18 protein-coding genes are annotated in these 25,218 nt (G+C 58.7%); 7 read left to right on the top strand and 11 right to left on the bottom strand.

Annotation, left to right across the window (positions count from 1 at the left end; genetic code table 11):
* Positions 1-3 precede the first annotated feature (3 nt).
* Genes ACYVDM_RS11070 through ACYVDM_RS11055 form a run of 4 tightly spaced genes read left to right on the top strand, consistent with a single transcriptional unit; the run spans position 4 to position 3,826 of the window.
* On the top strand, positions 4-1,143 hold the full coding sequence (locus ACYVDM_RS11070; RefSeq protein WP_415785877.1) for an ABC transporter ATP-binding protein: 1,140 nt from the start codon (positions 4-6) through the stop codon (positions 1,141-1,143).
* Complete coding sequence (locus tag ACYVDM_RS11065) at positions 1,143-1,985, top strand: ABC transporter permease (RefSeq protein ID WP_415785879.1); 843 nt, start codon at positions 1,143-1,145, stop codon at positions 1,983-1,985. Before ACYVDM_RS11070 ends, ACYVDM_RS11065 begins: the two co-directional genes overlap by 1 nt.
* 23 nt (positions 1,986-2,008) lie before the next feature.
* Positions 2,009-2,770 carry an ABC transporter permease gene (locus tag ACYVDM_RS11060; protein ID WP_415785881.1) on the top strand — a complete coding sequence of 254 codons (762 nt, stop codon included), beginning with the start codon at positions 2,009-2,011 and terminating at the stop codon, positions 2,768-2,770.
* A gap of 42 nt (positions 2,771-2,812) precedes the next feature.
* Positions 2,813-3,826: a proline racemase family protein gene (locus ACYVDM_RS11055; RefSeq protein WP_415785883.1), complete on the top strand. Its 1,014-nt coding sequence runs from the start codon at positions 2,813-2,815 to the stop codon at positions 3,824-3,826.
* 27 nt (positions 3,827-3,853) lie between these two features.
* Here the strand turns inward: ACYVDM_RS11055 and ACYVDM_RS11050 are convergent, their stop codons facing one another.
* A complete protein-coding gene (locus ACYVDM_RS11050) occupies positions 3,854-4,255 on the bottom strand; it encodes a helix-turn-helix domain-containing protein (protein WP_415785885.1) in 402 nt (133 codons plus the stop codon).
* An 82-nt stretch (positions 4,256-4,337) separates the two neighbouring features.
* Here ACYVDM_RS11050 and ACYVDM_RS11045 point away from each other — a divergent pair, with 82 nt between their 5' ends.
* Both ACYVDM_RS11045 and ACYVDM_RS11040 read left to right on the top strand, forming a co-directional pair.
* The gene (locus ACYVDM_RS11045; protein ID WP_415785887.1) at positions 4,338-4,826 is read left to right on the top strand and encodes a DUF2938 domain-containing protein; all 489 of its coding nucleotides are present in this window, start codon (positions 4,338-4,340) and stop codon (positions 4,824-4,826) included.
* Between the two features lie 266 nt (positions 4,827-5,092).
* Entirely contained in the window at positions 5,093-5,782 is a 690-nt protein-coding gene (locus tag ACYVDM_RS11040) for a hypothetical protein (protein WP_415785889.1), read from the top strand.
* A gap of 78 nt (positions 5,783-5,860) precedes the next feature.
* On the opposite strand, the gene ACYVDM_RS11035 is transcribed toward ACYVDM_RS11040, so the two are convergent.
* From ACYVDM_RS11035 to ACYVDM_RS11000, 8 genes are all read right to left on the bottom strand, one after another.
* Complete coding sequence (locus tag ACYVDM_RS11035; RefSeq protein ID WP_415785891.1) at positions 5,861-7,045, bottom strand: RNA-guided endonuclease TnpB family protein; 1,185 nt, start codon at positions 7,043-7,045, stop codon at positions 5,861-5,863.
* A 241-nt stretch (positions 7,046-7,286) separates the two neighbouring features.
* Positions 7,287-8,705 carry an efflux transporter outer membrane subunit gene (locus ACYVDM_RS11030; RefSeq protein ID WP_415785893.1) on the bottom strand — a complete coding sequence of 473 codons (1,419 nt, stop codon included), beginning with the start codon at positions 8,703-8,705 and terminating at the stop codon, positions 7,287-7,289.
* 12 nt (positions 8,706-8,717) lie between these two features.
* Entirely contained in the window at positions 8,718-11,867 is a 3,150-nt protein-coding gene (locus ACYVDM_RS11025) for a multidrug efflux RND transporter permease subunit (RefSeq protein WP_415785895.1), read from the bottom strand.
* Between the two features lie 45 nt (positions 11,868-11,912).
* On the bottom strand, positions 11,913-13,064 hold the full coding sequence (locus tag ACYVDM_RS11020) for an efflux RND transporter periplasmic adaptor subunit (RefSeq protein ID WP_415785897.1): 1,152 nt from the start codon (positions 13,062-13,064) through the stop codon (positions 11,913-11,915).
* Positions 13,065-13,482: 418 nt separating this feature from the next.
* Positions 13,483-15,687 (bottom strand): OsmC domain/YcaO domain-containing protein, encoded by a 2,205-nt coding sequence (locus ACYVDM_RS11015; protein ID WP_415785899.1) that lies wholly within the window; start codon positions 15,685-15,687, stop codon positions 13,483-13,485.
* A gap of 211 nt (positions 15,688-15,898) precedes the next feature.
* A complete protein-coding gene (locus tag ACYVDM_RS11010; protein WP_415785901.1) occupies positions 15,899-16,738 on the bottom strand; it encodes a PA4780 family RIO1-like protein kinase in 840 nt (279 codons plus the stop codon).
* A gap of 174 nt (positions 16,739-16,912) precedes the next feature.
* Positions 16,913-18,580: a Hint domain-containing protein gene (locus ACYVDM_RS11005; protein ID WP_415785903.1), complete on the bottom strand. Its 1,668-nt coding sequence runs from the start codon at positions 18,578-18,580 to the stop codon at positions 16,913-16,915.
* 497 nt (positions 18,581-19,077) lie between these two features.
* Positions 19,078-19,848: an NAD(P)H-dependent oxidoreductase gene (locus tag ACYVDM_RS11000; protein ID WP_415785905.1), complete on the bottom strand. Its 771-nt coding sequence runs from the start codon at positions 19,846-19,848 to the stop codon at positions 19,078-19,080.
* An 85-nt stretch (positions 19,849-19,933) separates the two neighbouring features.
* Here ACYVDM_RS11000 and ACYVDM_RS10995 point away from each other — a divergent pair, with 85 nt between their 5' ends.
* Positions 19,934-20,839: a LysR family transcriptional regulator gene (locus ACYVDM_RS10995; RefSeq protein ID WP_415785907.1), complete on the top strand. Its 906-nt coding sequence runs from the start codon at positions 19,934-19,936 to the stop codon at positions 20,837-20,839.
* 98 nt (positions 20,840-20,937) lie between these two features.
* Here ACYVDM_RS10995 and ACYVDM_RS10990 read toward each other — a convergent pair whose 3' ends face one another.
* Both ACYVDM_RS10990 and ACYVDM_RS10985 read right to left on the bottom strand, forming a co-directional pair.
* Positions 20,938-21,816 carry an SDR family NAD(P)-dependent oxidoreductase gene (locus ACYVDM_RS10990; RefSeq protein ID WP_415785909.1) on the bottom strand — a complete coding sequence of 293 codons (879 nt, stop codon included), beginning with the start codon at positions 21,814-21,816 and terminating at the stop codon, positions 20,938-20,940.
* 39 nt (positions 21,817-21,855) lie between these two features.
* Entirely contained in the window at positions 21,856-25,197 is a 3,342-nt protein-coding gene (locus ACYVDM_RS10985; RefSeq protein WP_415785911.1) for an acetate--CoA ligase family protein, read from the bottom strand.
* Between the last annotated feature and the right edge of the window lie 21 nt (positions 25,198-25,218).

Here is a 25,218-nt window from a genome sequence, read left to right as displayed (position 1 = left end):
TCGATGTCAGCGTTATTGACTCTGGACGGCATATGCCAACGCTTCGGCGCTTCGACTGCGTTGGATCACATCCATCTGTCCGTCGAGCAAGGCGAATTCATTGCCTTGCTCGGGCCCAGCGGCTGCGGCAAAACCACACTCCTGCGCACCATTGCGGGGTTTCTGATGCCCACGACCGGTCGGGTTCTGATCGAGGATCAGGATGTGAGCACCCTTGCGCCTTATCGCCGGCCCTTGAATACCGTGTTCCAGAATTACGCCCTGTTTCCGCACCTCTCGGTGTCGGGCAACGTCATGTATGGACCACGCCGCACCGGCATGTCCCGACGCGAAGCGCAAGAACGATCGCGGGAAGCCCTGGATATGGTGGGTCTGGGCGAGTTCGCAGAACGTTTTCCGCGCGAACTGTCCGGCGGGCAACAGCAACGCGTTGCATTGGCACGGGCCATCGTCAATCGTCCCAAGCTCCTGCTGCTGGACGAGCCTCTTTCCGCGCTGGATTTAAAACTGCGCAAGCGTGTACAGCTGGAGCTCAAACACCTGCAACAAAAACTGGGCATCGCCTTTTTGTTCGTCACGCACGATCAGGAAGAAGCCATGACCATGGCCGATCGCATCGTGGTGATGCATGGCGGTCGAATAGAACAGGTCGGTACGGGAGCGGACATCTATCGCCGGCCCGCTTCCCGCTTCGTTGCAGAATTCATCGGCGAAGCCAACATCTTGCCCTGGGCCCGCGATAGCGAAGCACAGGTATCGCTGGATGGGACTGGGCTCATCTTGCCCGCCCATGTTCCGGTGCCCGTAGCCACACACGGGATCGCCGTACTACGACCGGAAGACATTCAAGTCGCGGCGCCAGCGTCCGGCGACATCGACAGCACGACGGCCGACCCCGTAGGCTCACTGGGGACACCCGCAGACGTCACCTCAAATGCCGTGCCCGCCGGTTGTCTGCAACTGACGGCCGTCGTCACCGATCTGGTCAGCGTTGGCAGTCATACCGTCGTGCATACGCGGGTAGGCGAGCTTACAGTGCTGGCACGTGTACCAGGCTTGCCCGACGAGTCCCTGGCTGTCGGAAAATCGGTCGCACTATGGTGGCAGCCCAACCGCATGCACCTCATCGGCGAGACGGTGTGATGTCTCGCCTGCGCACCCCTTTCCTGCTGCTGGTGATACCGCTGGCTTTTTTCGCGGCTTTTTTCCTGGCGCCTCTTGCCACCGTAGTGATTGCCAGCCTGACCTCGTCAAACGGTGACACAGGTCTGACATTCGATCATTACGTGCGCGTGCTGGCCGACCGGTACCACTGGGATGTGATCCTGGTGACGTTTCGGATCGGACTCTATACCACCATCGCCTGCCTGCTGCTGGGCTACCCCCTGGCGTGGTATTTGGTACGCATTGTGCGCTGGCGTACGTGGCGCCGGGTGTGCGTGATCATGCTGGTCGTCCCCCTGTTCACCAGCAATATCGTTCGGTCTTTCGGCTGGATGGTGCTTCTGGGTCGCAACGGTCTGGTCAATGACGGGCTGATGGGGATGGGTCTGGTCGATCGCCCCGTCAGATTTCTGGGGACCGAACTCGGCATCCTGATCGGCATGGTGTATGTGCTGCTTCCCTTTGTCGTGCTGGCCGTGGGCAATGCGCTGGCGTGCGTCGACACCAGTCTGGAACACGCCTCTTCCGACCTCGGTGCACGCCCTGGCGCGACCTTCATGCACGTCACGCTGCCATTGACACTTCCCGGCATCATGTCTGGCGCCATCATGGTATTTACGCTGGCCGTCAGCGCCTACGTCACACCCGCCCTGCTTTCGGGTGGTCGCATATCGGTGCTGTCCATGCTCATCTTCCAACAGTACAGCTCAGTCTTCGATTTTCATTATGGCGGCGCGTTGAGCGTAGTGCTGCTGATCTTCACGATGGCCATGGTCGGCCTGGCCGCCCGCGTTGGTACTCTAAAAGGAAGCACATTGTGATCGGCCGCTTCTTGATCCGAATCGTGTCCTGGGCTCTGTTGGCCTATCTTGTACTACCGCTGGTAGTCATTCTAGGCGCGTCGCTGAGCACAACACCGTTTCTGGCTTTCCCACCCGAAGGTATCACGCTGGATTGGTATCGAAAAATGATGGCCGATCCTAGCTACGTGTCGTCTTTTGCCACCAGCACACTGTTGGCCGGCGCCGCCACGATCCTGGCGGTAATCATGACAGTACCCGCGGCATTGGCGTTGGCCCGGTTTTCGTTTCCCGGAAAAGCCGCCGTATCCTCCATCCTGATGTCGCCCCTGGTCCTGCCGCACATCGTGCTGGGCGCCGCCCTGCTGCAGTTCGGCGCGTACTTCGGCCTGACGCGCAATTTTCTTGCCCTGCTGGTTGGCCATACCGTCATCGTCGCCCCGTTCGTATTGCGCTCGGCGTTTGCACTGCTCACGCCCGAACAGCGCGCACTTGAAGAGGCGTCCTCCGATCTGGGCGCTCGTCCCTGGACCACATTTTTCCTGGTCGTCCTGCCGCAGATACGCCCGGGCATTGTGACCGGTTCAATCTTTGCATTCATCTCGTCATTCATCAATGTCGAGCTCTCGATTTTCAACACCACGGCCGACCTCAATACGATACCGGTCAAGCTCTTCAACTACGTGCAGTACACGATCGACCCGACCATCGCGGCAGTCTCGGGCGCGACCATCATCGCCGCCGTCCTCGCCATCGTTATTCTGGATCTGACCATCGGCCTGGACATGTTGTCCGACCGCGAATAGCCCGTCCTTTTTTCCTTCCTCTTTCAGTCAGGAGTACCAGTCATGCGCAAGCAAGACGCGTTCGACGTCATCTATACCCATACCGAGGGCGAGCCCCTTTGCATCATCCACAGCGGTATCCCCTACCCTGCAGGCTCATCCATTCTCGAGAAGCGTGCGTTCCTGGAAGCGAACTACGATTGGCTGCGCAAAGCGCTGATGCGTGAACCCAGAGGTCACAGCGACATGTTCGGTGTGTTTCTCACCCCCCCTTCAAGCCCGGAATTCGACGCCGGTCTGATTTACATCGACGGCACCGAGTATTCCCATATGTGCGGACACGGCACCATCGCCGTCAGCATGGCCATGGTTGCGCTGGGTCTGGTGCCACGCGGCGAGAACGGCATGACCACCATCCGTTTCGAGACGACGGCCGGGTTGGTCGTTTCCGAAGTCGCGTCCGATGGCGACGAGGTACTGTGGACGCGTTTTGAGAACGTACCGGCCTACGTCGAGGCGCAAGACATTCCCGTACACATCCCGGGCTACGGTGACCTGAAGGCCGACATTGTGTGGGGCGGTAATTACTTCGGTATCGTCGACCTGACCGACTGCGCCCTACGCATCTCTCCCGACAACGGCAGCGAGCTTTCGCGCCTGGGGATTCTGGTGCGCGACCAGATCAACCAGACCCGTAAGATCCAGCATCCGACCCAGGGCCATATCAACAACCTGAACTACGTCACGTTCTGGCATCCCGCCACGATCGAAGGTGCGTTCTACAAAAACGTACACGTATTCAGCGCCGGTCAGCTCGATCGCTCGCCCGGCGGAACCGGAACGAGTGCCATGATGGCCATGTTCGAAGCGCGCGGCAAAATGGGATTGAATCAACCCATCCTGTCCGAAGGTTTACTGGGCAGCGGCACGTTCGAGGGTTGCCTGCTGGGCGAAGTTGATCTGGACGGCACCCGTGCCGTGCGCCCGACGGTCAAAGGTACCGCTAGCATCCTGGGCACAGCACGCTGGGCGATCGACCGCAATGATCCGGTGGGCGCGGGCTTTTTGATCCGCTGATAAACCAGCCGCGGAATGCGAAGTCGGCTACCGTCGCCGCCTTAAGGCACCGGTAGCCGCAGCCTTGAGCAACCGCTGAAATGTCGGACACTCAGCGTGGTTAGGGGCCGGGCATGCGGCCGCATGCCGCAGCCCCCGACTCATTGCCCGAAGCTGCTTGACGGTCGCATCAATCTCATCTGCCTTGGCCGACAACACACCTCTATCAATAAGCGGTCCTCCGCTTGGAGAGAGCATGGCGCGTATCTCATCCAACGAGAGGCCGCCAGCCTGACCAAGCGCGATGAGGGCCAACTGGTCCAGCACGTTAGGCGCAAACTGGCGGCGCACCCCTCGTGGGCCCGCTGACGCAATCAAGCCCTTTTGTTCATAGAAACGCAGCGTATGGGCGGGAACGCCGGTGCGTTTTGCGACCTCGGCAATATCCATTCACAGACCCCTTGACTTAAAGTTGACTTCAACTTTTATCATGCACCTGGAAAGTGAATAGGTCAATGTGAGAGAGGTAAATATGGCAACGCTGGAAGATGTAGCGCGGATCGTTTTGATGGGGATCGGCGCCACCGCCGTCATGGACGTATGGCTCATCTTCATGAAGGTCCTTGGCGTTCCAACGCTCAGCTTCGCACTGGTCGGTCGCTGGATAGGTCATTTATGGCGCGGTAAGTTCGCGCACGCCAGCATTGGGCAAGCAAGCCCCATCCGGGGCGAACTGACCTTGGGTTGGATAGCGCACTACGCCGTGGGCATTGCTTTCGCATGGCTGTTGGTGTGCATTCAAGGCGTTGATTGGCTGCATCAACCCATCTTGATGCCAGCCATTTCCGTGGGTGCGGCGACCGTTGCGGTGCCACTGTTCGTTATACAACCCGCTATGGGGGCAGGATTTGCATCCTCCAAGACGCCCACGCCAGCGAAGAATTGCTTACGCAGTGTGATGACGCATACCGTCTTCGGGCTAGGTCTCTATCTGTCTGCCGTACTGATCGCCTACGCGTGAAAGTGGGCTGAGCCACTATCGATAAGCGCCTCGCGAGATTCCGGCGGCGAGCAACAACAACTGGCGATTGCGCGTGACATCTTGCTGAAACCTCAGTTGATGATGATTGATGCGCCCTTGCTCGGATTGGCACGTCTGCTCTCCCCAGTACAATCCCGCAAGCTGTCGGTTGTGGTGGCGAAGTCTATTTCCCGGTACGAAAGCCGTCGTTCATTCACTACCGAAATACTACAACGTGGCTGGCGCCGCTTTGCATCGGACCTGTAATGGACGACTGGACTGCATACCTGGACCTTTACTGCGAACGCACTGCCTCAGGCCTCTGGAACGAGCCGTTGAACGCGATGACCAACCTCGCGTTCTGGATTGCCGCTGGGGTTGTTGTCGCCGTGTGCCGCCGTCGCGGCAAGGTACTCACAACCGACCTCAAGGTCTTGATACTGCTGCTCCTGGTGGTGGGTGCAGGTAGCCTGGCGCTGCACACGCTGGCTACGCGCGCGGCCGGCTTGGCCGATGTGGTGGGCATTGCCCTATACCTGCACGCTTGGTGCGTCGTGTACCTGCACCGTGTGTGGCATTGGCCCTGGCGACTAGCCTGGCTAGGCGTCCCCGGCTTCCTGTTGCTATCCACCGCCCTGGGCTGGGTCTGGCAGTCGATCGACATGCAGCCAGCCGCCTACCTCGCCGCCTGGACCGTGTTGCTGCTGGCCTGCCTGGATGCTGCGCGACGGCGCCAGCTGGCCGTCGCCAGACCATTGGGGTATGCCTGGCTCGTGTTCGCGTGCAGTATGGCGCTCAGACAAATTGATTCGACACTGTGCGGCGCCTGGCCCCATGGCACCCACTTTATGTGGCATCTACTTAATGCGTGCACACTGGGCTTGACGGTGTGGGGATTGGCGTGTGCACAGCGCGAGCCAACGCGGCCTTGCGGAGACACGTCCAAGGCGAAATGAATCCCCAGCAAAACAGGTACAGCCAGGCCGGCGCCACATTGCGTTTGCAACGCAGATACAATTTGACTGCTCCCTTCCCTAAAGGGAAAGGGATTCCCACTTCACAGAACCGAGCCGTTGCGCATCAACACTCATGCACTCAGGTCTTACCGTTTCTCCAAGGGCTAACACCGCCAGCCCGGCGGCTAATACGTTATGCGCTGCGTTGAGGTCACGGTCGTGGTCTGTGCCGCATTCTGGACAGGACCACTGCCGCACGCTCAACGGCAGCTTAGGTAAAACGTGCCCGCAAGCGTGGCAGCGCTTGCTGGAGGGGTACCAGCGATCCACGCCCACGAACTCACGCCCGTACCAACGTGCCTTGTATTCCAGCTGTCTTACAAACTCCGACCACCCAGCATCGCTGATGGACTTAGCAAGGCAGCGGTTTTTCCGCATGGCTGACACAGACAAGCTTTCTACGGCGATCACTTGGTTTTCGTGGATCAACCGGGTGGAAAGCTGGTGCAGGAAATCCCTGCGGGTGTCTGCGATCTTGGCATGCAGTTTGGCGACTTTTAGCCTTGCCTTGGCCCGGCGAGCCGAGCCGCGTTGTTTCCTGGCCAAGCGGCGTTGTAGCTTGGCCAACTTGGCTTCATGTTGTCGAAATATCTGTGGCGCATCGACTTTTTCTCCTGTTGAGAGGGTCGCAAAATGAGTCAGTCCCAGGTCAATCCCGACGCCAGTCGACGCGGGCGTTTTCTGCACCACAACGTCATCACACAGCAGGCTGACGAAATATCGTCCTGCCGGGTCTTTGCTGACGGTGACGGTGGTGACCTTGGCTGCCTTGGGGAGCTGACGGGACCAACGAATCGGGAGCGCCTCGCGCATCTTCGCCAATTTGAGCGACCGGCCATCCCAGCGAAAGGCACTGGCGGTGTATTCGGCCGATTGCGGGCCGTCTTTGCGTTTGAAGCGCGCGTATCCCGTGCGTTTCGCGAAGAAATTAACGAACGCCGTTTGCAAATGACGCAGCGTTTGTTGCAGCGGGACACTACTGACCTCGTTCAACCACAGGCAGTCCGACTTTTTTTTCAGGACCGTCAGCGCAGCCGAAGTCGCGCGATATCCCAGACGCTCTTGCCGCTGGGCCCAGGCCGTCGAACGAAGATTAAGCATGTGGTTGTAGACCACGCGCACACACCCAAACGTGCGAGCCAGCGTGATCGCTTGCCCGGGCGTGGGATAGAACCGGAATCGGTAGGCACGTTTGATTTGCATGCCCCAGATACTATCCGCGCCAAACCAAATTACTGGATATTCATTCAGATATCGGCTCATATCAGACCAATCCTGCAGCCTAACGGCTGCGCCCCTTTCCTCCCCGGCAAGAATGCCGAGGTTTCTCGGCGCAATGGATGAATAGTTTGTTTCACCCGTGTGAATCATCAAAGAATGACCACGATTGTGGCTGCAACGGGTTTATACGCGGCTGACAGCAGCGCGATTGCGCGCGTCGATATCACAGCTCAGATGCTGCGCTCCAATCACCTCCCACCGCGCCGAACAACTGCACGACAGCCACATCATGCTCCGTCGCCGCGTCAATGGCGCCCACACGATCGGCAAAACTGCTGCGCTGGCTGTCCAGATAGCGAAGAAAGCCATCCACACCTTGCTTGTACCGGGCCTCGGCCAGAGTCAACGCCTGAGTGCTTGCGGCAGCCAGGGCGCGGCGCGCCTGCGCTTCACGGGCCAGGGTTTCTCGGCCATCCAGCGCATCGACCACCTCTCGAAATGCGGTCTGGATGGTTCGCTCATAGGCGACAACGGCACGATCGCGTCGCACCGATGCGAGGTCGAGGCTCGCACGGTTCTGGCCACCGCGAAATATAGGCAGATCAATGCGAGGGGCGAACGTCCACGCCCCGCTTCCCGCCTCAAAAAGGCCGGACAGATCTGAACTCGCACTGCCATAACTGCCTGTCAGGGACAGTCTGGGAAAGAATGCCGCACGGGCTGCGCCGATATCGGCATTGCGCGCCATCAGCCGGCGTTCTGCAGCAAGGATGTCGGGGCGACGCTGCAGTAGCTCGGCAGGCAAGCCGGCATGGACCTGGTCGGAGATGATGCTGCCAGATGCTGGCGCCGTCAAAATGGCGTCGCGATCAACCGTATTGCCGACCAGCATGGCCAAGGCATTGCGTGCACGCTGAAACTCCCTATCGGTACGTTCCAGTTCGGCTCGCGCCTCCTCGGTCAGTGCAATGGCATCCTGGTAGTCCAAAGCGCTTGCGACACCTTGGCTACGGCGTTGGCTGATGAGATTGAGCGAGATTTGCCTGGTTTGCAGGGTCTCTTGCGTTAGCAGCCTACGCTTGAGCGCACCGTCGGCAACGACATAGGATTCCAACACGGATACGATCAGGCTGATGCGCACCGCTCGAGCCACCTCCTCCGTCGCCAGGTACTCTTGCAAGGCCGCTTCGGAAAGGCTGCGTAATCGGCCGAACAGGTCCAATTCGAACGCTGTCAGACCCAGCCCGACTTCGTAGCGATCGGATATCCTGTCCTGACCAGGGCTGCCGATGTCGGCGGGCACACGCTGGCGCTGGCCGCTTGCCTGCCCATCTATGAAGGGGTAGCGGTCGGCTCGCTGTATGCGGTATTGGGCTCGAGCTGCCTCGATGTCCAGCAGCGCCGTTTTCAAATCGCGGTTGTTTTCCAAAGCCAGGTGGACGAGCTCGCGCGCTTCGTCGTTGCGTACAAAATCCTGCCACGCAATCGATGCCGCCGAGCCCCCCTGCTGTTCGCCGGCAAAGGCGGCAGGCCAGGCCGCAGGTATAGGTGCTACGGGACGCTGATAATCCGGCGTCAACGTACAGCCAGACAGAACGACAACCGCGACGACCCACAGAGATTTAGTCAGAAATACAGACATGCGTGACCTTGCTCAATTCGCTTCTTGCGTCAAAGGGCGTTCTGTCGTGGCATCAGGCACCGTCTGATACCTGGCACGTAACCCCATGACCCAGGAATAAAAAGTCGGAACAAACAGCACACCAAGAATGGTGGCGCTCAACATGCCTCCAATCACGCCTACCCCCAATGCCCGCTGACTCGCCGCCCCTGCCCCGGTTGCGATGGCCAACGGCACGACACCCAGAACGAAAGCCATGGATGTCATGACAATAGGACGAAAACGCATTCGTGCCGCCTCGACCGCTGCCTCGTATACGCCCATGCCGTCGCGATGCAGGTCCTTGGCAAACTCCACGATCAGGATGGCATTCTTGGCCGCCAGGCCAATGATGGTGATGAGGCCAACCTTGAAATAGACGTCGTTGGGCATGCCCAGCACAGTCACGGCTAACACCGAACCCAGTGCGCCTATCGGCACGATCAACATAACGGCTGCCGGGATCGACCAGCTTTCATACAGGGCCACCAGCACCAGGAACACAACAAGGAAGGCCAAAGCGAACAGACCAAGCGCCTGGGAACCCGCCAAGCGTTCCTGATAGGAAATTCCTGTCCATTCGTAGCCAATGCCTTCGGGTAGCGTTGACGCAATACGCTCCATCTCCGCCATCGCCTCGCCGGAACTGCCACCGGGGGCGGCATCGCCCGCGATGCGAAATGCGAGATAGCCGTTATAACGAGTCGATTGCGCGGCATTGAGCCGCCAATCGGTCAAAACAAAACTGGTCAACGGAACCAAATTGCCTTCGCGATTGGGAACATAAACCCGCTCGAGACCTTCCGGGGTCAATCGATCTCCTATGTCGGATTGGATGATGACCCGTTGCGTGCGGCCAGCATTGATGAAGTCGTTGACCGTCGCGGAACCGAACGCTGCAGACAACGCACCAGCGACGCGGTCGAAACTGACACCCAACGCTTCCATTTTGCTGCGATCCACTTCCAGATGCAGCTCGGGGGCATCCGCCAGACCCTCCAGGCGCACACCGGACAAGAGAGGCGATGCCAAGGCCTGCGCCAGCAGCTGGTCACGTGCTTCGATCAGTGTGTCACGGCCTACGCCCCCGCGATCCTGCAACCGCATGGCAAAGCCGCCCGACACGCCCAGTCCGGGGATAGCCGGTGGCGAAATTGCCATGAGCCGGCCGTCGGGAGCATCCCGAAATGCACGGTTGAATAAAGCAATTTCGTCCATTGCCGACTCTCCGCGCCCACGTTCAGACCAGTCTTCCAACACCGAGAAAACCACGCCGGCAGTTTGCCCACTTGCCGAGAAACTGAAACCCATGACGGCTGTGTTGGCCACAAAGTTTTCTCGGGTCGCAATGTAGGCCTCGTGTTGCTTTACCATCTCTTCCATCCGCGCCTGTGTGGCGCCCGGCGGCATCCTGATGTCGGTAAATATGACGCCCTGATCTTCCAACGGAACGAAGGATTCAGGCAGGCGCATGTAAAGCACCGCCAACACCGCCACCAGCACGGCGTAAATCGCCATGTAGCGCCCGGTACGTCGCACCGATCTCGACGTTCGCATGGCATATCGCTCGGTAATCCTGCCGAAGCGCTTGTTGAACCAACCGAAGAAGCCCTTTTTTTCGTGGTGATGACCTGGAGGGATAGGCTTCAGGAGCGTGGCGCAAAGCGCGGGCGTGAATGTCAAAGCAAGAAAACCGGAAAGCAGGATTGACACTGCCAGGGACAATGAAAACTGGCGATAAATGACACCCACCGAGCCGCTCATGAAAGCCAGCGGGACGAATACACCAGCCAGCACCAGCGTGATCCCGACAATGGCGCCCGACACCTGCCGCATAGCCTTGACAGTGGCGTCTCGCGGCGACAGTCCTTCCTCGGCCATGATGCGCTCGACGTTCTCGACGACCACGATGGCGTCATCCACCAGAATACCGATGGCAAGTACCATCCCGAACATTGTCATCATGTTGATGGAGAAGCCCAGGGCCAACATCATGGCGAACGTCCCCATCAGGCAGACCGGCACGACGATGGTGGGAATCAGCGTATAGCGCAAGTTCTGCAAAAACAGCAACATCACCAGAAACACCAGCACGATGGCCTCCAGCAAGGTCTGTATGACCTTGTTAATGGCCACCTCTACAAAGCGAGAGGTGTCATAAGGCACCCGGTACTCGACCCCATCCGGGAAAGACGCAGACAGCTCCTGAAGACGCTCGCGCACCGCTGCCGCCGTCTCCAGGGCGTTTGCGTTGGGCGCAAGCTGGATTCCGGTGGCAATGCCCATCTGCCCATTGGCGCGAACCTGAAAGTTGAAGTTCTCGGAGTTGATCTCGATGCGTGCCACATCCCTGAGATAGACCGCCGAACCGTCCGGATTGGCGCGCAACACAATACCGCCGAACGCCTCGGGATCGGCCAGCATGCCATCGACCGACAAGGAGGCGCTGAGCTCCTGCTTCGAATCAGTTGGCATGCTGCCGAAACTACCGGCCGGCACCTGGACATTCTGTGCCGCAATCGCATTGCGCACATCGGCAATGGATAGGCTATAACCCTGCAACTTACCAGCGTCCACCCAGACACGCATGGCCGCTTCGGCGCCGAAAAAACTCAGTCTGCCCACGCCCGGAATTCTTCTGAGCTCATTATTGATATTGCGAGCGATGAAGTCGCCCAGTTGCACACGACTCGGATTTTCGACGCCGTCCTGGTAGCCGATAACCACCATCATGAGAAAATTGGAACTGGCCTGATCCACCTCGACGCCTTGTTGCAGCACCGCCTGTGGCAACCTGGCTTCGGCATTGGTCAGCCGATTTTGCACATCCACCTGGGCCATGTTTGGATCCGTGCCAGGCTGAAAGGTCACGTTGATTTCCGCGGTACCGTTCGAACTGCCGGATGATTCGAAATACAGCAGATTCCGCACCCCGTTCAGTTCTTCTTCGATCACACTGATGACCGAATCGACCATGACAGATGCCGATGCGCCTGGGTAGGTCGCATTGATGGAAATACGCGGCGGTGCGACCTCCGGATAGCGGGCCATAGGGAGCGAGGGGATCGCGAGTATTCCCGCCAGAGTGATAAAAATGGCGAGCACCCAGGCAAATTTAGGGCGTTTAATGAAAAATTCGGGCATGGCGGAGTCCAGGGGACAGGAAGATTGCAGGGAAGCCGATCAGAATCAACCAGCGGATGCAGTCTGCGTGCGCACCTGCACGGTTTGACCAGCGCGCGCAGCCCCCCCTGTGACAACACGCTCACCGGCCATCAGGCCGTTGACGATGTGCCAACGCGCCTCTTGCATGCGCCCGGTCTCTACGTTACGTCGGTGCACGACGTTATCCGTGTCTACCACCAGAACCTGCGCCTGCCCTGTGCTGGTCCGGTGCACCGCACGTTGCGGTACCAGCACGGCTTGAGACGACGTGCCCTGATCGATCCTCACACGCACATACATGCCAGGAAGCAACGTCAACGCCGGGTTATCCACGACACTACGTAGCGATAGCTGACCCGTGCCTCGATCCACCGAGATATCCGAAAACAACAAGCTGCCCTTGAGCGCCTGGCTCGCGCCGTCGACCAGGACGGACACCGATGTCACAGCGCCGTTGTCCGGTTTTACCTGCCCGTTCGCCAGCGCTTCGCGCAACCGCTGGACCTCACCGGCAGGTTGGACGAAATCGGCATACACACGGTCGATCTGTTGAATGGTCGCTAGTGGCGTTGCCTCTCCTTGGCCAACCAGCGCGCCTTCGGTCACCATGGCCCGACCTACGCGGCCCGAAATCGGCGCCCTAACGGTGCAATAACCCAAATTGAGCTGTGCAGTCTTGACGTTTGCGCGTGCGGAGATGAGCGTTGCCTCGGCGGTACGCAGCGTCGCCAAGGCATTGTCAAACTCCTGCCGGCTGACAGCCTCGATCTGAACCAGGGGCTGGTAGCGCTTGACGATCGCACTCGCCTCTGTCCGTTGGGCCTGGGATCGGGCTAATTCTCCTTGTGCGCGTGCGAGCTCTGCCTCAAAGGGAGCCGGGTCGATGCGAAAAAGCACATCGCCCTCTTTGACATCTGCGCCCTCTTCGAACCGGCGCTCTAACACGATGCCCGCGACACGAGCACGTACTTGAGCGACCCGTATCGCTTCTATTCGGCCAGGCAGCTCTCGTTGCAAGACGTAGGGTTCTAGACGAACTTCGTGTATATCAACAATCGGCGTCAGCGCCGTCGGCGCCGATACCGACTCGCCACACGCTGAAAGCAACGTCGTTGCGCCGAAGGCCGCTGCCGCAATGCACAATCGAAAGCTGCTGAGCCGATAAACGTTGGGCATTCTATCTCAAGGAGTGATCGTTCTGTTGTGGGCAGTTCTCATCCATCCTCACGCTGATCGGTGCCTTGATCTCGGCTCTAGGTTTCGAGCCGTTGCTTATAGCATCCAAGCGAGCAGGGTTTTAATGAGTGATGGAGACTTTAAGCAACCCAGGCTGTCAATCCTATGACCAACTACTGACAGGAGGCAGACACTCGGCTGACAAGCGTGTCAGTTTCTCTGCGGCACTCATAAGGCGAACGGGCCGCTCGATGGCGGCCCGTCCCTTCCGTTTCGCGGATCAGCTCACTGAGCAAGCTCTGGCTAAGCTAGAGTAGCGTGCGAATGCGCCGGCCGTCGTCGGCACGCAAGAACGGGTTTGGCGCAAAGAATATGCGATTGTGCTGGGAGCTGAGCGGCCCAGCCATGACGCGTCATCCTAATTGGCTACCGCCGCCACATTGGCCCGCGCCTTATGCATTTTCTTGTAGCTGTCGATCAGGCGGTGGTGCCGATCAAGGCCCTCCAGTTTCATGCTCGTTGGCGTTAGCCCAAAGAAGCGCACGCTGCCGTCCAATGCCCCCATTACCGCGTCCATCCGGGCGTCACCAAACATCCGGCGGAAGTTAACCACGTAGTCGTCCAGTTCCAGCTCGTCATCGAGCAGTACTTCCAGCGCCACATTCAGGGCCTGGTAAAACAATCCGCGTTCGACGGTGTTGTCGTTGTATTGCAGGAAGGCACCCACCAGCTCTTGCGCCGCATCAAATTGCTTCAAGGTCAGATTGATCAGCAACCTCAACTCGAGAACGGTTAGCTGTCCCCAGTCCGTATTCTCATCGAACTCGACGCCGATCAACGTCGCAATGTCGAGGTAATCGTCCAGCTCGTTATTTTCCAATCGCTCCAGCAGTGCGGCCAGACCGGCATCGTCCAGGCGATGCAAATTCAGGATATCGGCGCGGAACAACAGCGCCTTGTTCGTGTTGTCCCAGATCAAATCATCGACCGGGTAGACCTCTGAATAACCGGGCACCAGGATTCGACAGGCGACGGCGCCCAACTGGTCATACACCGCCGTGTACACTTCTTTGCCCATGTCTTTCAAGATACCCAGCAGCGTTGCGGCTTCCTCGGCATTGGAGTCCTCGCCCTGGCCAGAAAAATCCCATTCAACAAATTCGACGTTCGCTTTAGCGCTGAAAAAGCGCCACGACACCAGTCCGCTGGAATCGATGAAATGCTCTACAAAGTTATTTGACTCCGTGACGGCATCACTGTTGAAGGTGGGCTGAGGCAAATCATTCAGGCCTTCGAAACTGCGCCCCTGCAGCAGTTCCGTCAGACTCCGTTCCAGCGCCACCTCGAAGCTCGGGTGCGCGCCAAACGACGCAAACACACCGCCAGTGCGCGGATTCATCAAGGTGACGCACATCACAGGATAAGTCCCGCCCAACGACGCGTCCTTGACCAATACCGGAAAGCCCTGCGCCTCCAGTCCCTCAATCCCGGCCACAATGCCGGGATACTTTGCCAGCACTTCGTGCGGCACATCAGGCAATGCGATTTCGCCTTCCAGAATTTCGCGCTTTACCGCCCGCTCGAAGATTTCGGACAGACTTTGCACCTGTGCTTCGACCAGCGTATTACCGGCACTCATGCCGTTACTGACGAATAGATTCTCGATCAGGTTGGACGGGAAATACACCACCTCGCCGTCCGACTGCCGCACGTACGGCAGCGAACAGATACCGCGCTGCATATTGCCGGAGTTGGTGTCGTACAGATGCGAGCCATGCAGCTCGCCATCGGGGTTGTAAATTTCCAGACAGTGCGCATCCAGGATTTCAGTTGGCAATGCATCCCCAGGGCCAGGCTTGAACCAGCGCTCGTTCGGGTAATGCACAAACGCCGCATTCGCGATGTCTTCGCCCCAAAACGCGCCACCATAGAAATGGTTGCAGTTCAGACGCTCGATAAACTCCCCTAGCGCCGACGCCAACGCGCTTTCTTTAGTCGCCCCCTTGCCATTGGTAAAGCACATCGGCGAATGCGCATCGCGGATATGCAACGACCAGACATTCGGAATGATATTGCGCCACGAAGCGATTTCAATCTTCATGCCCAAGCCAGCCAGAACGCCCGACATATTGGCAATGGTCTGCTCCAACGGCAGATCCTTGCCCGAAATATAGGTGCGAGCGTCCGCTGCCGGTTTCAATGTCAGCAACGACTGCGCATCGGCATCTAAGTTCTCTACCTCTTCGATAACGAACTCTGGCCCGGCTTGTACCACTTTCTTTACAGTACAACGCTCGATAGAACGCAAAATACCTCGACGATCTGCTTCCAGAATATCCGGCGGCAATTCAACCTGGATTTTGAATATCTGCTGATACCGGTTTTCCGGATCCACAATATTGTTCTGTGACAGGCGGATATTTTCGGTGGAGATATTACGCGTCACACAGTACAGCTTCACAAAATAAGCTGCACACAAGGCCGACGAGGCCAAAAAATAATCGAAGGGACCAGGCGCCGAGCCATCGCCCTTATAGCGGATAGGCTGATCGGCCACGACCGTGAAGTCATCGAACTTGGCTTCAAGACGCAGCTTATCGAGAAAGTTGACTTTGATTTCCATGGGGGAATTCTAAAAGTGATGCTAAAAAAGCCTGCCCGCATTTTTTTATACAGGACGGTTAAAGGTCGTTAAACCGCAAGCGCCGGTAAATTGCTCGACTGTCGTTGCTACCATTTACCTTCTGTCTGACCTATTCGGCACTGAAATGAATCATTCAGATTCGCCAATATTCTGTACGTCAGATGACACGTAACCAGGCTTCGCCTGATGCTTACCCCGCACGGCGCCGCCGCTCTTCTTCCTCGAGACGGCTATCCTCTATGTCTTGCATCAGACCATCCATGTCGACAGCGCGGGTGTCAATCTCGACCTTGCCGCTCAACTCGACATCGACATGCAACCCACCGGCTTCGTACAAGGCCCAGATTTCCTTGCCATAACTCGTGTCCAGCAGTTGGGGAGCAAACTGGCCGAAATAGCTTGCCAGATTGTCCACGTCACGCTCGAGCATCGCTGCGGCCTCAGTGTTGGCGGCGGCATCGACGGCTTGAGGCAGATCGATGATCACCGGACCATCGGCCGCCAACAAGATGTTGTATTCGGAAAGATCGCCATGCACGACGCCAGCGCACAACATGCGTACCACCTGCTTGAGTAACAGCGCATGCAAAACCACGGCGTGCTCGACCGTCAGCTCAACGTCGTTCAGGCGTGGCGCGGCGTTGCCCGTGCCATCGGACACCAACTCCATCAGCAATACGCCATCGGTGCAAATATAGGGTTGCGGCACACGCACCCCCGCATTAGCCAGCCGAAACAAAGCATCGACCTCAGCGTTTTGCCACAACTGTTCCTGTATTTCGCGGCCATATCGCGTGCCTTTGCCCATCGCCCGCGCCTGCCGGCTATTCTGAACTTTGCGGCCCTCGAGGTATGACACGGCCTGCCGGAAACTGCGCTGCTTGACGTCTTTGTAGACCTTCGCGCAACGCACGGAGTCGCCGCTGCGCACGACATACACCGTCGCTTCCTTGCCGCTCATCAACTGGCCAAGCACTTCGTCAATAAGCCCTTCCTCGATCAGCGGAACCAGCCGCTTGGGCGTTTTCATACCCCCCTCTGCAACGGGCTGTAATGCAAAAGCTCAGGGTCAAGGAAAAGCGCGACGACGGCCTCCGGAAACTGCGTGGACGGTACCGCGTGCAAGAATGTTTTAAACGAAAGGAATGATGCCATGCACCATTATAAACGTGCGGGCATTTGTAACGGCCGAGACCCACCCGGATCAAGCGGCGCGTTGCTGGACATTCTCCCAGTATATGTACGTACGCAGTACATGCAGCTCCAGCAACGCGGGGCCGCGAATGCCATGCAGCGCCGCTGGGATCACCGCATCGCCATTGGTCCAGCGCATGGTAGTGCCGCGCACGTCCTGCGGTGTATGCATGCCTTCCAGGTGTGCACTTTGCAGGTCGATATCGCGGCGACCGTCCTGGTCTTCAATAGTGATACGTACCAGGCCCACACCCACTTGCCGCAAATCTCGACGCGCGCTTACCGCTGTGTCACGCACCACCGCCGAGCGAGAGCGGATGCGCACATCGCCTACCCGAACGCCTGTCGGCAAAACGAAACGAACGACGTCTGCTTGCTGGCTCGCGTCCAGGGCGCGAACCTCCTGGCCGTCGACTTCGAGGCGCAAATCGGCATCAGACGTGCGTGCGCACTGGGTCATGGTTTCGGCGCGCTGAAGCAGGCGCTTGCGCACCGCATCGACGATGGGACCCGATCGTACTACCTTGATACCTTCGATCACCGGACGCCCTTGAGCAGGCGCAAAATCCGGATGCAATGCAGCGGTCTTGGCATTCTGGAACATCTTGCGGTTACCCGTATCGACATACGACTCTGCCGGCACACCTTCGGCCAACATAATATCGAACCGTTCCAGCTCAATATGAAAATACTCAAAAACCTTCATATCGAATTGCTGGATAATCGTCCGACCATTCGCCAACAACATGGCCGGAATCAGCGCGCCATCGAAATAAAGATGGTGCCAGGGCGACACTATCAAATCCCGATGGGGCCGGTTTGAGGCGATCGAGTCTTTCGTGAACAGAATGGGAAAGGCGACAAGCGCATTTTTTACCGGAATATGCTGCTTGCGCAGTTTGCGATAGCCCAGCCATTTAACGGTGGCAATGCCGCCACTGGCGGTCAAGACCTGATCGCCCGCCTTGATATCCTCGATTTTGACTTCGCCATCGGGCGTCGCAATGTGCGTGCCCTTCAGGTAACACGCGTAGGTCATCGACCCACCGTCGAAAGTCATCCACTCAGGGTTCAGGTCAGAGGCGTTAAACACAACACGGCTACCGTCCGCCGAATTTTCAAAATACAGTGTCTCATCCTGATAATAAGCACGGTCAGTATTCGGGACGATAAGCTGGTCGCCCTCAGCCATGCCCGTAAGCTTTGGATAATATTCGGGATTATCCATGCCACCCAAACCGCTGGCATCATAAATCAAGGTCGACTCGCCGGCACCACCAAAATCAACGTTGATCGCACCACTCCACCAGGTGCCACCGTTAACGACTGCGCCGATGAACTGAGGCGTCATCTCCAGCGTAGCCCCATCTCCAATACTATAGTTGAATATAAATGTTTCAGCTGTTGCATATTCATCGAGAAACCAGTTATCCAGAGAGACAAGCTTGACGTTCGCGTTGTCTTCCAAGGTTAGCCCAATGGGATCGGCCACAGACAAGTAGTAATACGCGTCTACTTCAACCTCAAGCACGCTATCAGAGTTCGATTCATTAGAGATAGATAAATCTACTCCCGATAACGCATATGTCGCATGCAGTAATGTATCGTCAGGGTAATCGCCCTGATCAATCGAGACCGGCGAGTTTTCATAGTTTATATATACTGGTATGTCAGCCATGAGTTACCTTTAATAAATAATAATTAAACGGAACACTGCGAACTACTTTCTATACACACCAAATTTCTCGAATTCGGTTCGATGAACCAGGGATATAACCTCTTGGGTATTTACACTTAGAGTGGGCGTTATTGCGTGTCGTCACTGTGCGAGTGCGTACGCAGTACATGCAGTTCCAGAACCGGCCATTGACGTCCTGCTGCTTGATCGGATCACCGCGCTACCTTCATATTGCTAGCAATGGTAACGAAATGACGAGAACTATCAATATCTCGATTTTTATAAACCAACTTAAAATCGTTTAAGTTCGTCTAATTTCGTTTAATTTAGATAGATATACATAATTTTTCAAAATCGAATATTTTTAAATAAATATTAATAATATCGGGCAAACGAAGGGGTATCCATGCCCCTTTTGCAGACCTTTACCCGCGAGCAGATCGACTCTGACGTCACGCATTGGCGCAAGAGCCGCGCGTCTTGGACTCCCCCGTCGGCTAAGTATCGACAATGTGTGCCATCAAGCCCGTCTGATCCGGTGCAATGTGATCACCCAAAACGTGACGATCCGGATAGTCGCCGCCGTTTTGCCGACGAAATGCGATTGGCTCGTCCTCGAACAACCCTTCCACCCGACCACGCCAGGCCGCAGCGGCCGCGGCCATGCCTTCGACGTCGATGGCCGCAGCGCCATAGACGGCAAAGGTAGGCAGCACTTGCATGCCAGGAAAGAACAACGTGCCATGCGTGATAGGAAAGAGCAGTTGGTCCAATGGTCCGTTGATACCGCGAGGCGAGTAGTCGATCTCCGGCCCACCCACAGACACCGCCAGCAGCGCGCGCTTGCCGGCAAAAGCGCCGTCGCCGTAACGATAGGTGTTACCTGCCCCTTGATAGCCATAAGCCAATCCGTAGGCCCAGATCCTGTCCACCCACCCCTTCATGATCGCCGGCATGCTGAACCACCAAAGCGGGAAATGCAGAATCACCGCGTCGGCCACGGCGAGCTTGCGTTGTTCTTCTTCAACGTCGGGCGTCTGGTAGCCATTAGCAAACGCATGCCCGGACTCCTCGATGAAGGACAAGCGATTCTCACGAGCCCGCCTGGGAAAATCCCGGGCATCGAACACCGCTTTCCAATCCATGGCGTACAGATCAGACTGCATGACCTCGTGATGCTGGCCTTTCAGTACCTCGGCCGAAATCTCGGCGAGTTGATGGGTGACGGACGTGCGCTCGGGGTGGGCGTGGACAAGAAGAACGTTCATGGTTGGTGCTCCCTCATTAAAGAGAGACACGTTAGAACGGCATCAGATATAGTAGAAATGAATTTCCAGTATTTCAGGTATATGCATGAACTATTCCTTGAGGCGTCTCGACCTGAATCTGCTGGTCACGCTCGACGCTTTGCTGATCGAGCACAACGTGACGCGCGCGGCCGAACGCCTGCATCTGTCCCAGCCCACTGTGAGCGTACAACTCGCCCGGCTACGCGAGTTCTTCGGCGATCCGCTGCTGCTGCCCGGCCCCCGCGGCATGCGGCCAACCTCGCGCGCCGACGAACTGCGCGAGCCGTTGCGGCGAGCATTGGCCGCGTTGGCGCAGGCGGTGGCCCCCTCAAATCCTTTCGATCCCGCCCAGGCCAGCCAGACTTGGCGCATTGCGGCCTTTGACTACAGCGAGTTCACGATCGTGCTGCCCGCACTGGCGGCGCTGCGCGCGGCCGCGCCGGCAACACGCTTGGCCATCGTACAAAGTGCTCCCTCGCAAGTGGCGAAGAAAACGGAGCAAGGAGACATTGACCTGGCCTTCCTCATCGGTAGTGAGGCCCCCCTGGATCTACGTCGCACGTCAATGTTCACGGAACGCTATGTGTTGGCCGGCCGCGCCGGGCACCCTCGTTTGAAACGCCGTCCAAACCTGGCGCAGTTCTGCAGGCTCGACCATGTGATCGTGTCGCCGGACGGTGGCGGATTCCATGGCGTGACGGACACGGCGCTGGCCGAGCGGGGCATGACGCGTCGGGTCGTGCTGTCCGTGCCGCATTTCTTGGTCCTGAACACGGTGTTGGCAAGCACCGACATGGTGGCGATGGTGCCGTCGCGGTTAGTGAGCGGCAATGCCGCGCTGCAAGTCGTCGAGCCGCCTCTCGACGTACCCGGCTTCGAGATGCTCATGCTCTGGCCAGAGCGGGTCCATCGCGAACCCGCGCATCAATGGCTGCGAGAGCGCATCGCGAGCTCGGTACGAACGTCGTAAGGAGAATGGGTTGTGTAACTCGACTTGACGAGGCATCTCCGTCGGAGAAAACCACGATTGTCAGTTAGGTCCCTTATCGACCCTATCCACCCGACGCGTCAGTTCGCGTGTTCAATGGCTTTTGCCAATTCATGCTTGGACTGATCCCAGCCCGACGCCGGGACGAATTGGCCGACCTGGGCCTGTACGCGGTCGAGTTGTTCGCACAGGACATCGACCGGGGTGTCCGCGTCACCTACGTAGATGCCTTGCGTCATCGTGATGTGCGCGCATTCAAAGCTGCCCCCGCCCGCCAACAGAATCATGCGCGTCGGGGCGTCTTCGCCGACCAGAGCCACCATGCCCGGACTAACCTTCTCCGGCGTCAACACCTCAACCGCCTGCGCATCCAGCAAGCCCTCGGTCATCGCGGTGATGGCGGTGGGCGCCAGACAATTCACCCGCACGTTGTGTTTGGTTCCTTCGAGCGCGAGAGTCTGCATCAGGCCGACCAGCGCCATCTTGGCTGCGCTGTAGTTCGATTGTCCGAAATTGCCATACAGACCCGACGACGAGGTCGTCATCACGATCCGTCCGTATGACTGCGCGCACATTTGAGACCACACCGCCTTGGTGGCATTGACGGTGCCCATGACATGGACATCCAACACCAGGCGAAAATCGTCCAAGTCCATTTTGGCAAAGCTGCGATCCCGCAAAATGCCTGCGTTGTTCACCAAGATGTCGATCTGTCCAAAAGCCTCCACCGAACGGGCGGCCATGGCCTCCATGTCCGCATATCGCGTCACGTCGCTCACGACTGCGATGGCCTGTCCGCCGGCCGCGCGGATCTCCTCAGCCACATTCTGAGCCGTACTGCCAAGATCATTGACCACCACCCGCGCGCCATGTCGCGCCAGTTCAATAGCGTGGGCGCGTCCCAGCCCGCCACCTGCGCCAGTCACGATCGCCACCCTGCCCTCTAGTCGTTTCAACATACGCTGCTCCTGATAAACCATCACCATTGCGCCGACGACTTAGTCGACGCGCCGTACCGCAGGGTAATCGAACACGCCGTCCAAGTGAACAGGCTGGGGCTGGTACAGCCTCAGCGTCAGATAAAATTCCGCGCCTGCGGGCGCGGGTAGCCAGTTTTTTTCAGGCCCCGGATCGTTGGCCTGGATCGAGATGACCAAGCCACCATCCTTGTCATATTGCAGGCCCGGCGTACGATCGCCGATGGAATGTCGACCGATGGGATTGGCCGCCAACAGACAGTCGCTGCGACGGTATAGCGTAATCGACCAAAACGCGCCCACCCGCGGCCCGCCTTGCGGTGGAAAGCGTAGCTCATAACGCTGTGTGCCCGTCAACGGCACGCCATCGGCATCCACCTCGGCCATGATGTACATCGCCTCGTCGACACCCAGCGTGCCGATCCAGTTGCGTGCCACACGGGCGCGTGTCAGAACGTCGCTGCCAAAGCTCGTGCGCACAGCGACCGCTGTGGTCCAGCCGCCCCCCAACTCGGAAGGCTGCGCCACGTCGCGCAGCTCGGTGTAAACCTCGGCCAACGCCGTCTGCAGATCCGCTACGGTGGGCGGCCAGCCCGGCAAGGGCTCGGACGGAGGATTGCGTTCAAGCATGTTATCCAGCACGCGCAGGTATTCGTGAGCCTCGGGTATGCCGGTATCGCGGTTATCGAGCAGCACATCCAAGCGCGACAATGCAGGGGTGCCGTCGATTCGGCCAATGGCGAAGCGGTCTTGCAACGCATGCACTTGCGCCAAGTCCGCCGCATGGGGATCCACCAGAATGCGGCCGATGACCCACACGTCGTCGCTGGGAGCACTGATCCGATGCATACCCACCGGCACGGGTCCTTGCCAGCCGGGACCATGCACAAACAGGCGCTGCGCGTCTCCGCCCGTAGTGCGTCGCCCGGCATACGCCCAGGGGTTTGTCCAGGCATCCAGAAATCCCAGCACCCAGTAACGCGATCCCATCTCCGGAACGTCGATGACCAGCGGCCCCGCAGACAGGTCCAGCCACGCATTGGTAAACAGTGTGTCGTTGTTTGGCGTCACGACTTCTTTGTCGTCGGGACCCCGCAGCCTGCGAGTATGTGTGAACTGATTCACCCAACGCATTGTCGACGCGGGGCTGTCGCCGGCAAACCCCGCCACCGCATGCTTGCGCGCGGTATTCGAGGCCCGCATGCGTGCCATCTCGAACAGAGGCAACGTGACAATCACTGCCTGCCGGGTGGCGGATGATGCCCGGCAGGTGGCTCCCGTCAACAACACCGCATCCAACGCGCACACACCTTGGCCCCGCGGCAACACCATCAGCGGGTTCAGCTCCACCGAGTCGAGCGCGTCGCCCGCCGCCACGGCAAACTGCGAGAGTCGCACAATGCTCTCGGCCAACGCCTCCACATCGGCCGCGGGCGCGCCGCGAAAGCCCTCGAACAACGGGGCGATCTTCAGTTCGCTGATCATCTCGCGTGCCTGCTCGATATCGACAGGCGCCAGCCGCAATGCCACGTCTCCCAGCAATTCGACGTTCACGCCTCCCGCCCCGAGCATCACGACAGGCCCCAAAGCAGGATCCCGGCGCACGCCCAGGATGCACTCCACACCACCGCGCAACATCGGCGCAACCAGCACGCCCTGGACTCGCGCGTGCGGCGCTGCGCCGGCGACGGCCGACAAGATGCGATCATAGGCGCCAGCGGCCGCGGCCGCGTCACGGATATCCATCACCACGCCGCCGATATCACTCTTGTGCGTAATATCGGCGGACACGACCTTCATAACCACAGGAAAACCCAACGCGCATGCGTGATTCACTGCCTCTTCGCGAGACTGCGCATGGCGCGCCGACACAACCGGTATGCCGCTTTCGCTCAACACTCGCATGGCGTCGACCTCGCTGTATGCGCCGGGTCGCAGCGCAACCAACGGGCTCGCAACGGCAGGCTCAGGCATGGGCCGCCATTGTTGCGCATGAAAGAACCCCATCGCAGCCAGTACACGGATAGCTCTGGCCGGGTCGCCATAGCACAGGCATCCCTGCGCCTCGAGCGCGCGTTGCTGCGCGGTGTCGGCCAGCGCACTGAACATCACCAAGCGGCCGGGGAATTCCCGTCGTAAATCTCCGGCCAGTTGTTGTTGCCTGGCCTGCATGGCGGGCGTACTACCGAACGCCGCCAGAAAAATCAGCAGGCTGCCATAGTCACCCTGCTCTAACATCGCGCGGGCCGCGGTATCGAGCAGCGACGGATCGGCCGTCACCTGCCCAGTCAAATCGACCGGATTCTGCGTCGCGGCAAGGGGCACGCGGGCCCGGATAATTTCTTGCGCAGCCGCTGGCAGCTCGGCAACATCCAGCCCCGCCTCAGCGGCGTCGTCGGCCATCATCACGCCGACCCCGCCCGACACCGTCAACAGCCCCACGCGAGCATTGGTCGGCCGACCCGACACCACAAGACAATGCGCGATATCGAAAAATTCCTCGATGGAGCGTGCGCGCCAGGCACCATGTTGACGAAACAATGCTTGGTAAACCGCATCGTCGCCCGCCAACGCCGCGGTATGCGACGCGGCCGCTTGTGCACCTAGTGCCGTTCGGCCGACCTTCACTACCACCACCGGCTTGCTCGCGACGCGCGCCAAGTCCAATGCGCGCCGCAGTTTTCCACCGTCGCGGCAACCTTCCAGATAGGCCATGATTACCCGCGTCGCCGGGTCGTGCGCCATCCATGCAATGCAGTCGGCCACGTCAATGTCCGATTCATTGCCCGTCGTCACCCACGTGGAAAGGCCGACGCCGCGCTCACGCGCCATGGCGTAGGCGTACGCACCGAACGCACCGCTCTGGCTGACCAAGCCGATGTGGCCGGCCTTGACCAGACCGGTCGACACCACCGGCGAGAATGTGGCGTACACAGACTGCGCCACGTTCATGAAACCCAGGCAGTTAGGCCCCAACACCCGGATTCCCGCCGCGTTAGCCTTTTCTGCAAACCCACGCTGCGCGACGACGCCTTGCTCTCCGAGCTCGGCAAAACCGGCCGAGAACATGACGATGTTTCGCACTCCCGCGGCGATGGCATCATCGAGCGCCGCCTGCGCTCCAGCTGCGGGAATGGCGAAAATCGCCAGATCGATCGGCTTGCCCACGGCGCGCAATGATGGGAAGGACAGATGCCCCTCGATCCGCGACGCCCCGGCATTGATCGGATACACCTCGCCACGATAACCCTGCTCGAGCAGATATCGCACCGGCACGGCGCCGACTTTGGCGGGATTAGTCGATGCGCCAACAATAGCGATGGAACGCGGCGACAGAAAAGAATCTAGGTCGGACAAATTCATAAGCGGCCGGATGACAATGGG

The sequence above is a fragment of the Bordetella tumulicola genome, assembly GCF_054779135.1.
This window is presented reverse-complemented; position numbering and strand designations above follow the sequence as displayed.

Bases quoted from the DNA above. Each gene is read 5' to 3' on its own strand.
- ACYVDM_RS11030 (WP_415785893.1), bottom strand. From the start codon at position 8,705: ATGTCTGTATTTCTGACTAAATCTCTGTGGGTCGTCGCGGTTGTCGTT.
- ACYVDM_RS11050 (WP_415785885.1), bottom strand. From the start codon at position 4,255: ATGGATATTGCCGAGGTCGCAAAACGCACCGGCGTTCCCGCCCATACG.
- ACYVDM_RS10990 (WP_415785909.1), bottom strand. From the start codon at position 21,816: ATGTTGAAACGACTAGAGGGCAGGGTGGCGATCGTGACTGGCGCAGGT.
- ACYVDM_RS10985 (WP_415785911.1), bottom strand. From the start codon at position 25,197: ATGAATTTGTCCGACCTAGATTCTTTTCTGTCGCCGCGTTCCATCGCT.
- ACYVDM_RS11010 (WP_415785901.1), bottom strand. From the start codon at position 16,738: ATGAAAACGCCCAAGCGGCTGGTTCCGCTGATCGAGGAAGGGCTTATT.
- ACYVDM_RS11005 (WP_415785903.1), bottom strand. From the start codon at position 18,580: ATGGCTGACATACCAGTATATATAAACTATGAAAACTCGCCGGTCTCG.
- ACYVDM_RS11055 (WP_415785883.1), top strand. From the start codon at position 2,813: ATGCGCAAGCAAGACGCGTTCGACGTCATCTATACCCATACCGAGGGC.
- ACYVDM_RS11025 (WP_415785895.1), bottom strand. From the start codon at position 11,867: ATGCCCGAATTTTTCATTAAACGCCCTAAATTTGCCTGGGTGCTCGCC.
- ACYVDM_RS11040 (WP_415785889.1), top strand. From the start codon at position 5,093: ATGGACGACTGGACTGCATACCTGGACCTTTACTGCGAACGCACTGCC.
- ACYVDM_RS11045 (WP_415785887.1), top strand. From the start codon at position 4,338: ATGGCAACGCTGGAAGATGTAGCGCGGATCGTTTTGATGGGGATCGGC.
- ACYVDM_RS11065 (WP_415785879.1), top strand. From the start codon at position 1,143: ATGTCTCGCCTGCGCACCCCTTTCCTGCTGCTGGTGATACCGCTGGCT.
- ACYVDM_RS11015 (WP_415785899.1), bottom strand. From the start codon at position 15,687: ATGGAAATCAAAGTCAACTTTCTCGATAAGCTGCGTCTTGAAGCCAAG.
- ACYVDM_RS11070 (WP_415785877.1), top strand. From the start codon at position 4: ATGTCAGCGTTATTGACTCTGGACGGCATATGCCAACGCTTCGGCGCT.
- ACYVDM_RS11035 (WP_415785891.1), bottom strand. From the start codon at position 7,045: ATGCAAATCAAACGTGCCTACCGATTCCGGTTCTATCCCACGCCCGGG.
- ACYVDM_RS10995 (WP_415785907.1), top strand. From the start codon at position 19,934: ATGAACTATTCCTTGAGGCGTCTCGACCTGAATCTGCTGGTCACGCTC.
- ACYVDM_RS11020 (WP_415785897.1), bottom strand. From the start codon at position 13,064: ATGCCCAACGTTTATCGGCTCAGCAGCTTTCGATTGTGCATTGCGGCA.
- ACYVDM_RS11000 (WP_415785905.1), bottom strand. From the start codon at position 19,848: ATGAACGTTCTTCTTGTCCACGCCCACCCCGAGCGCACGTCCGTCACC.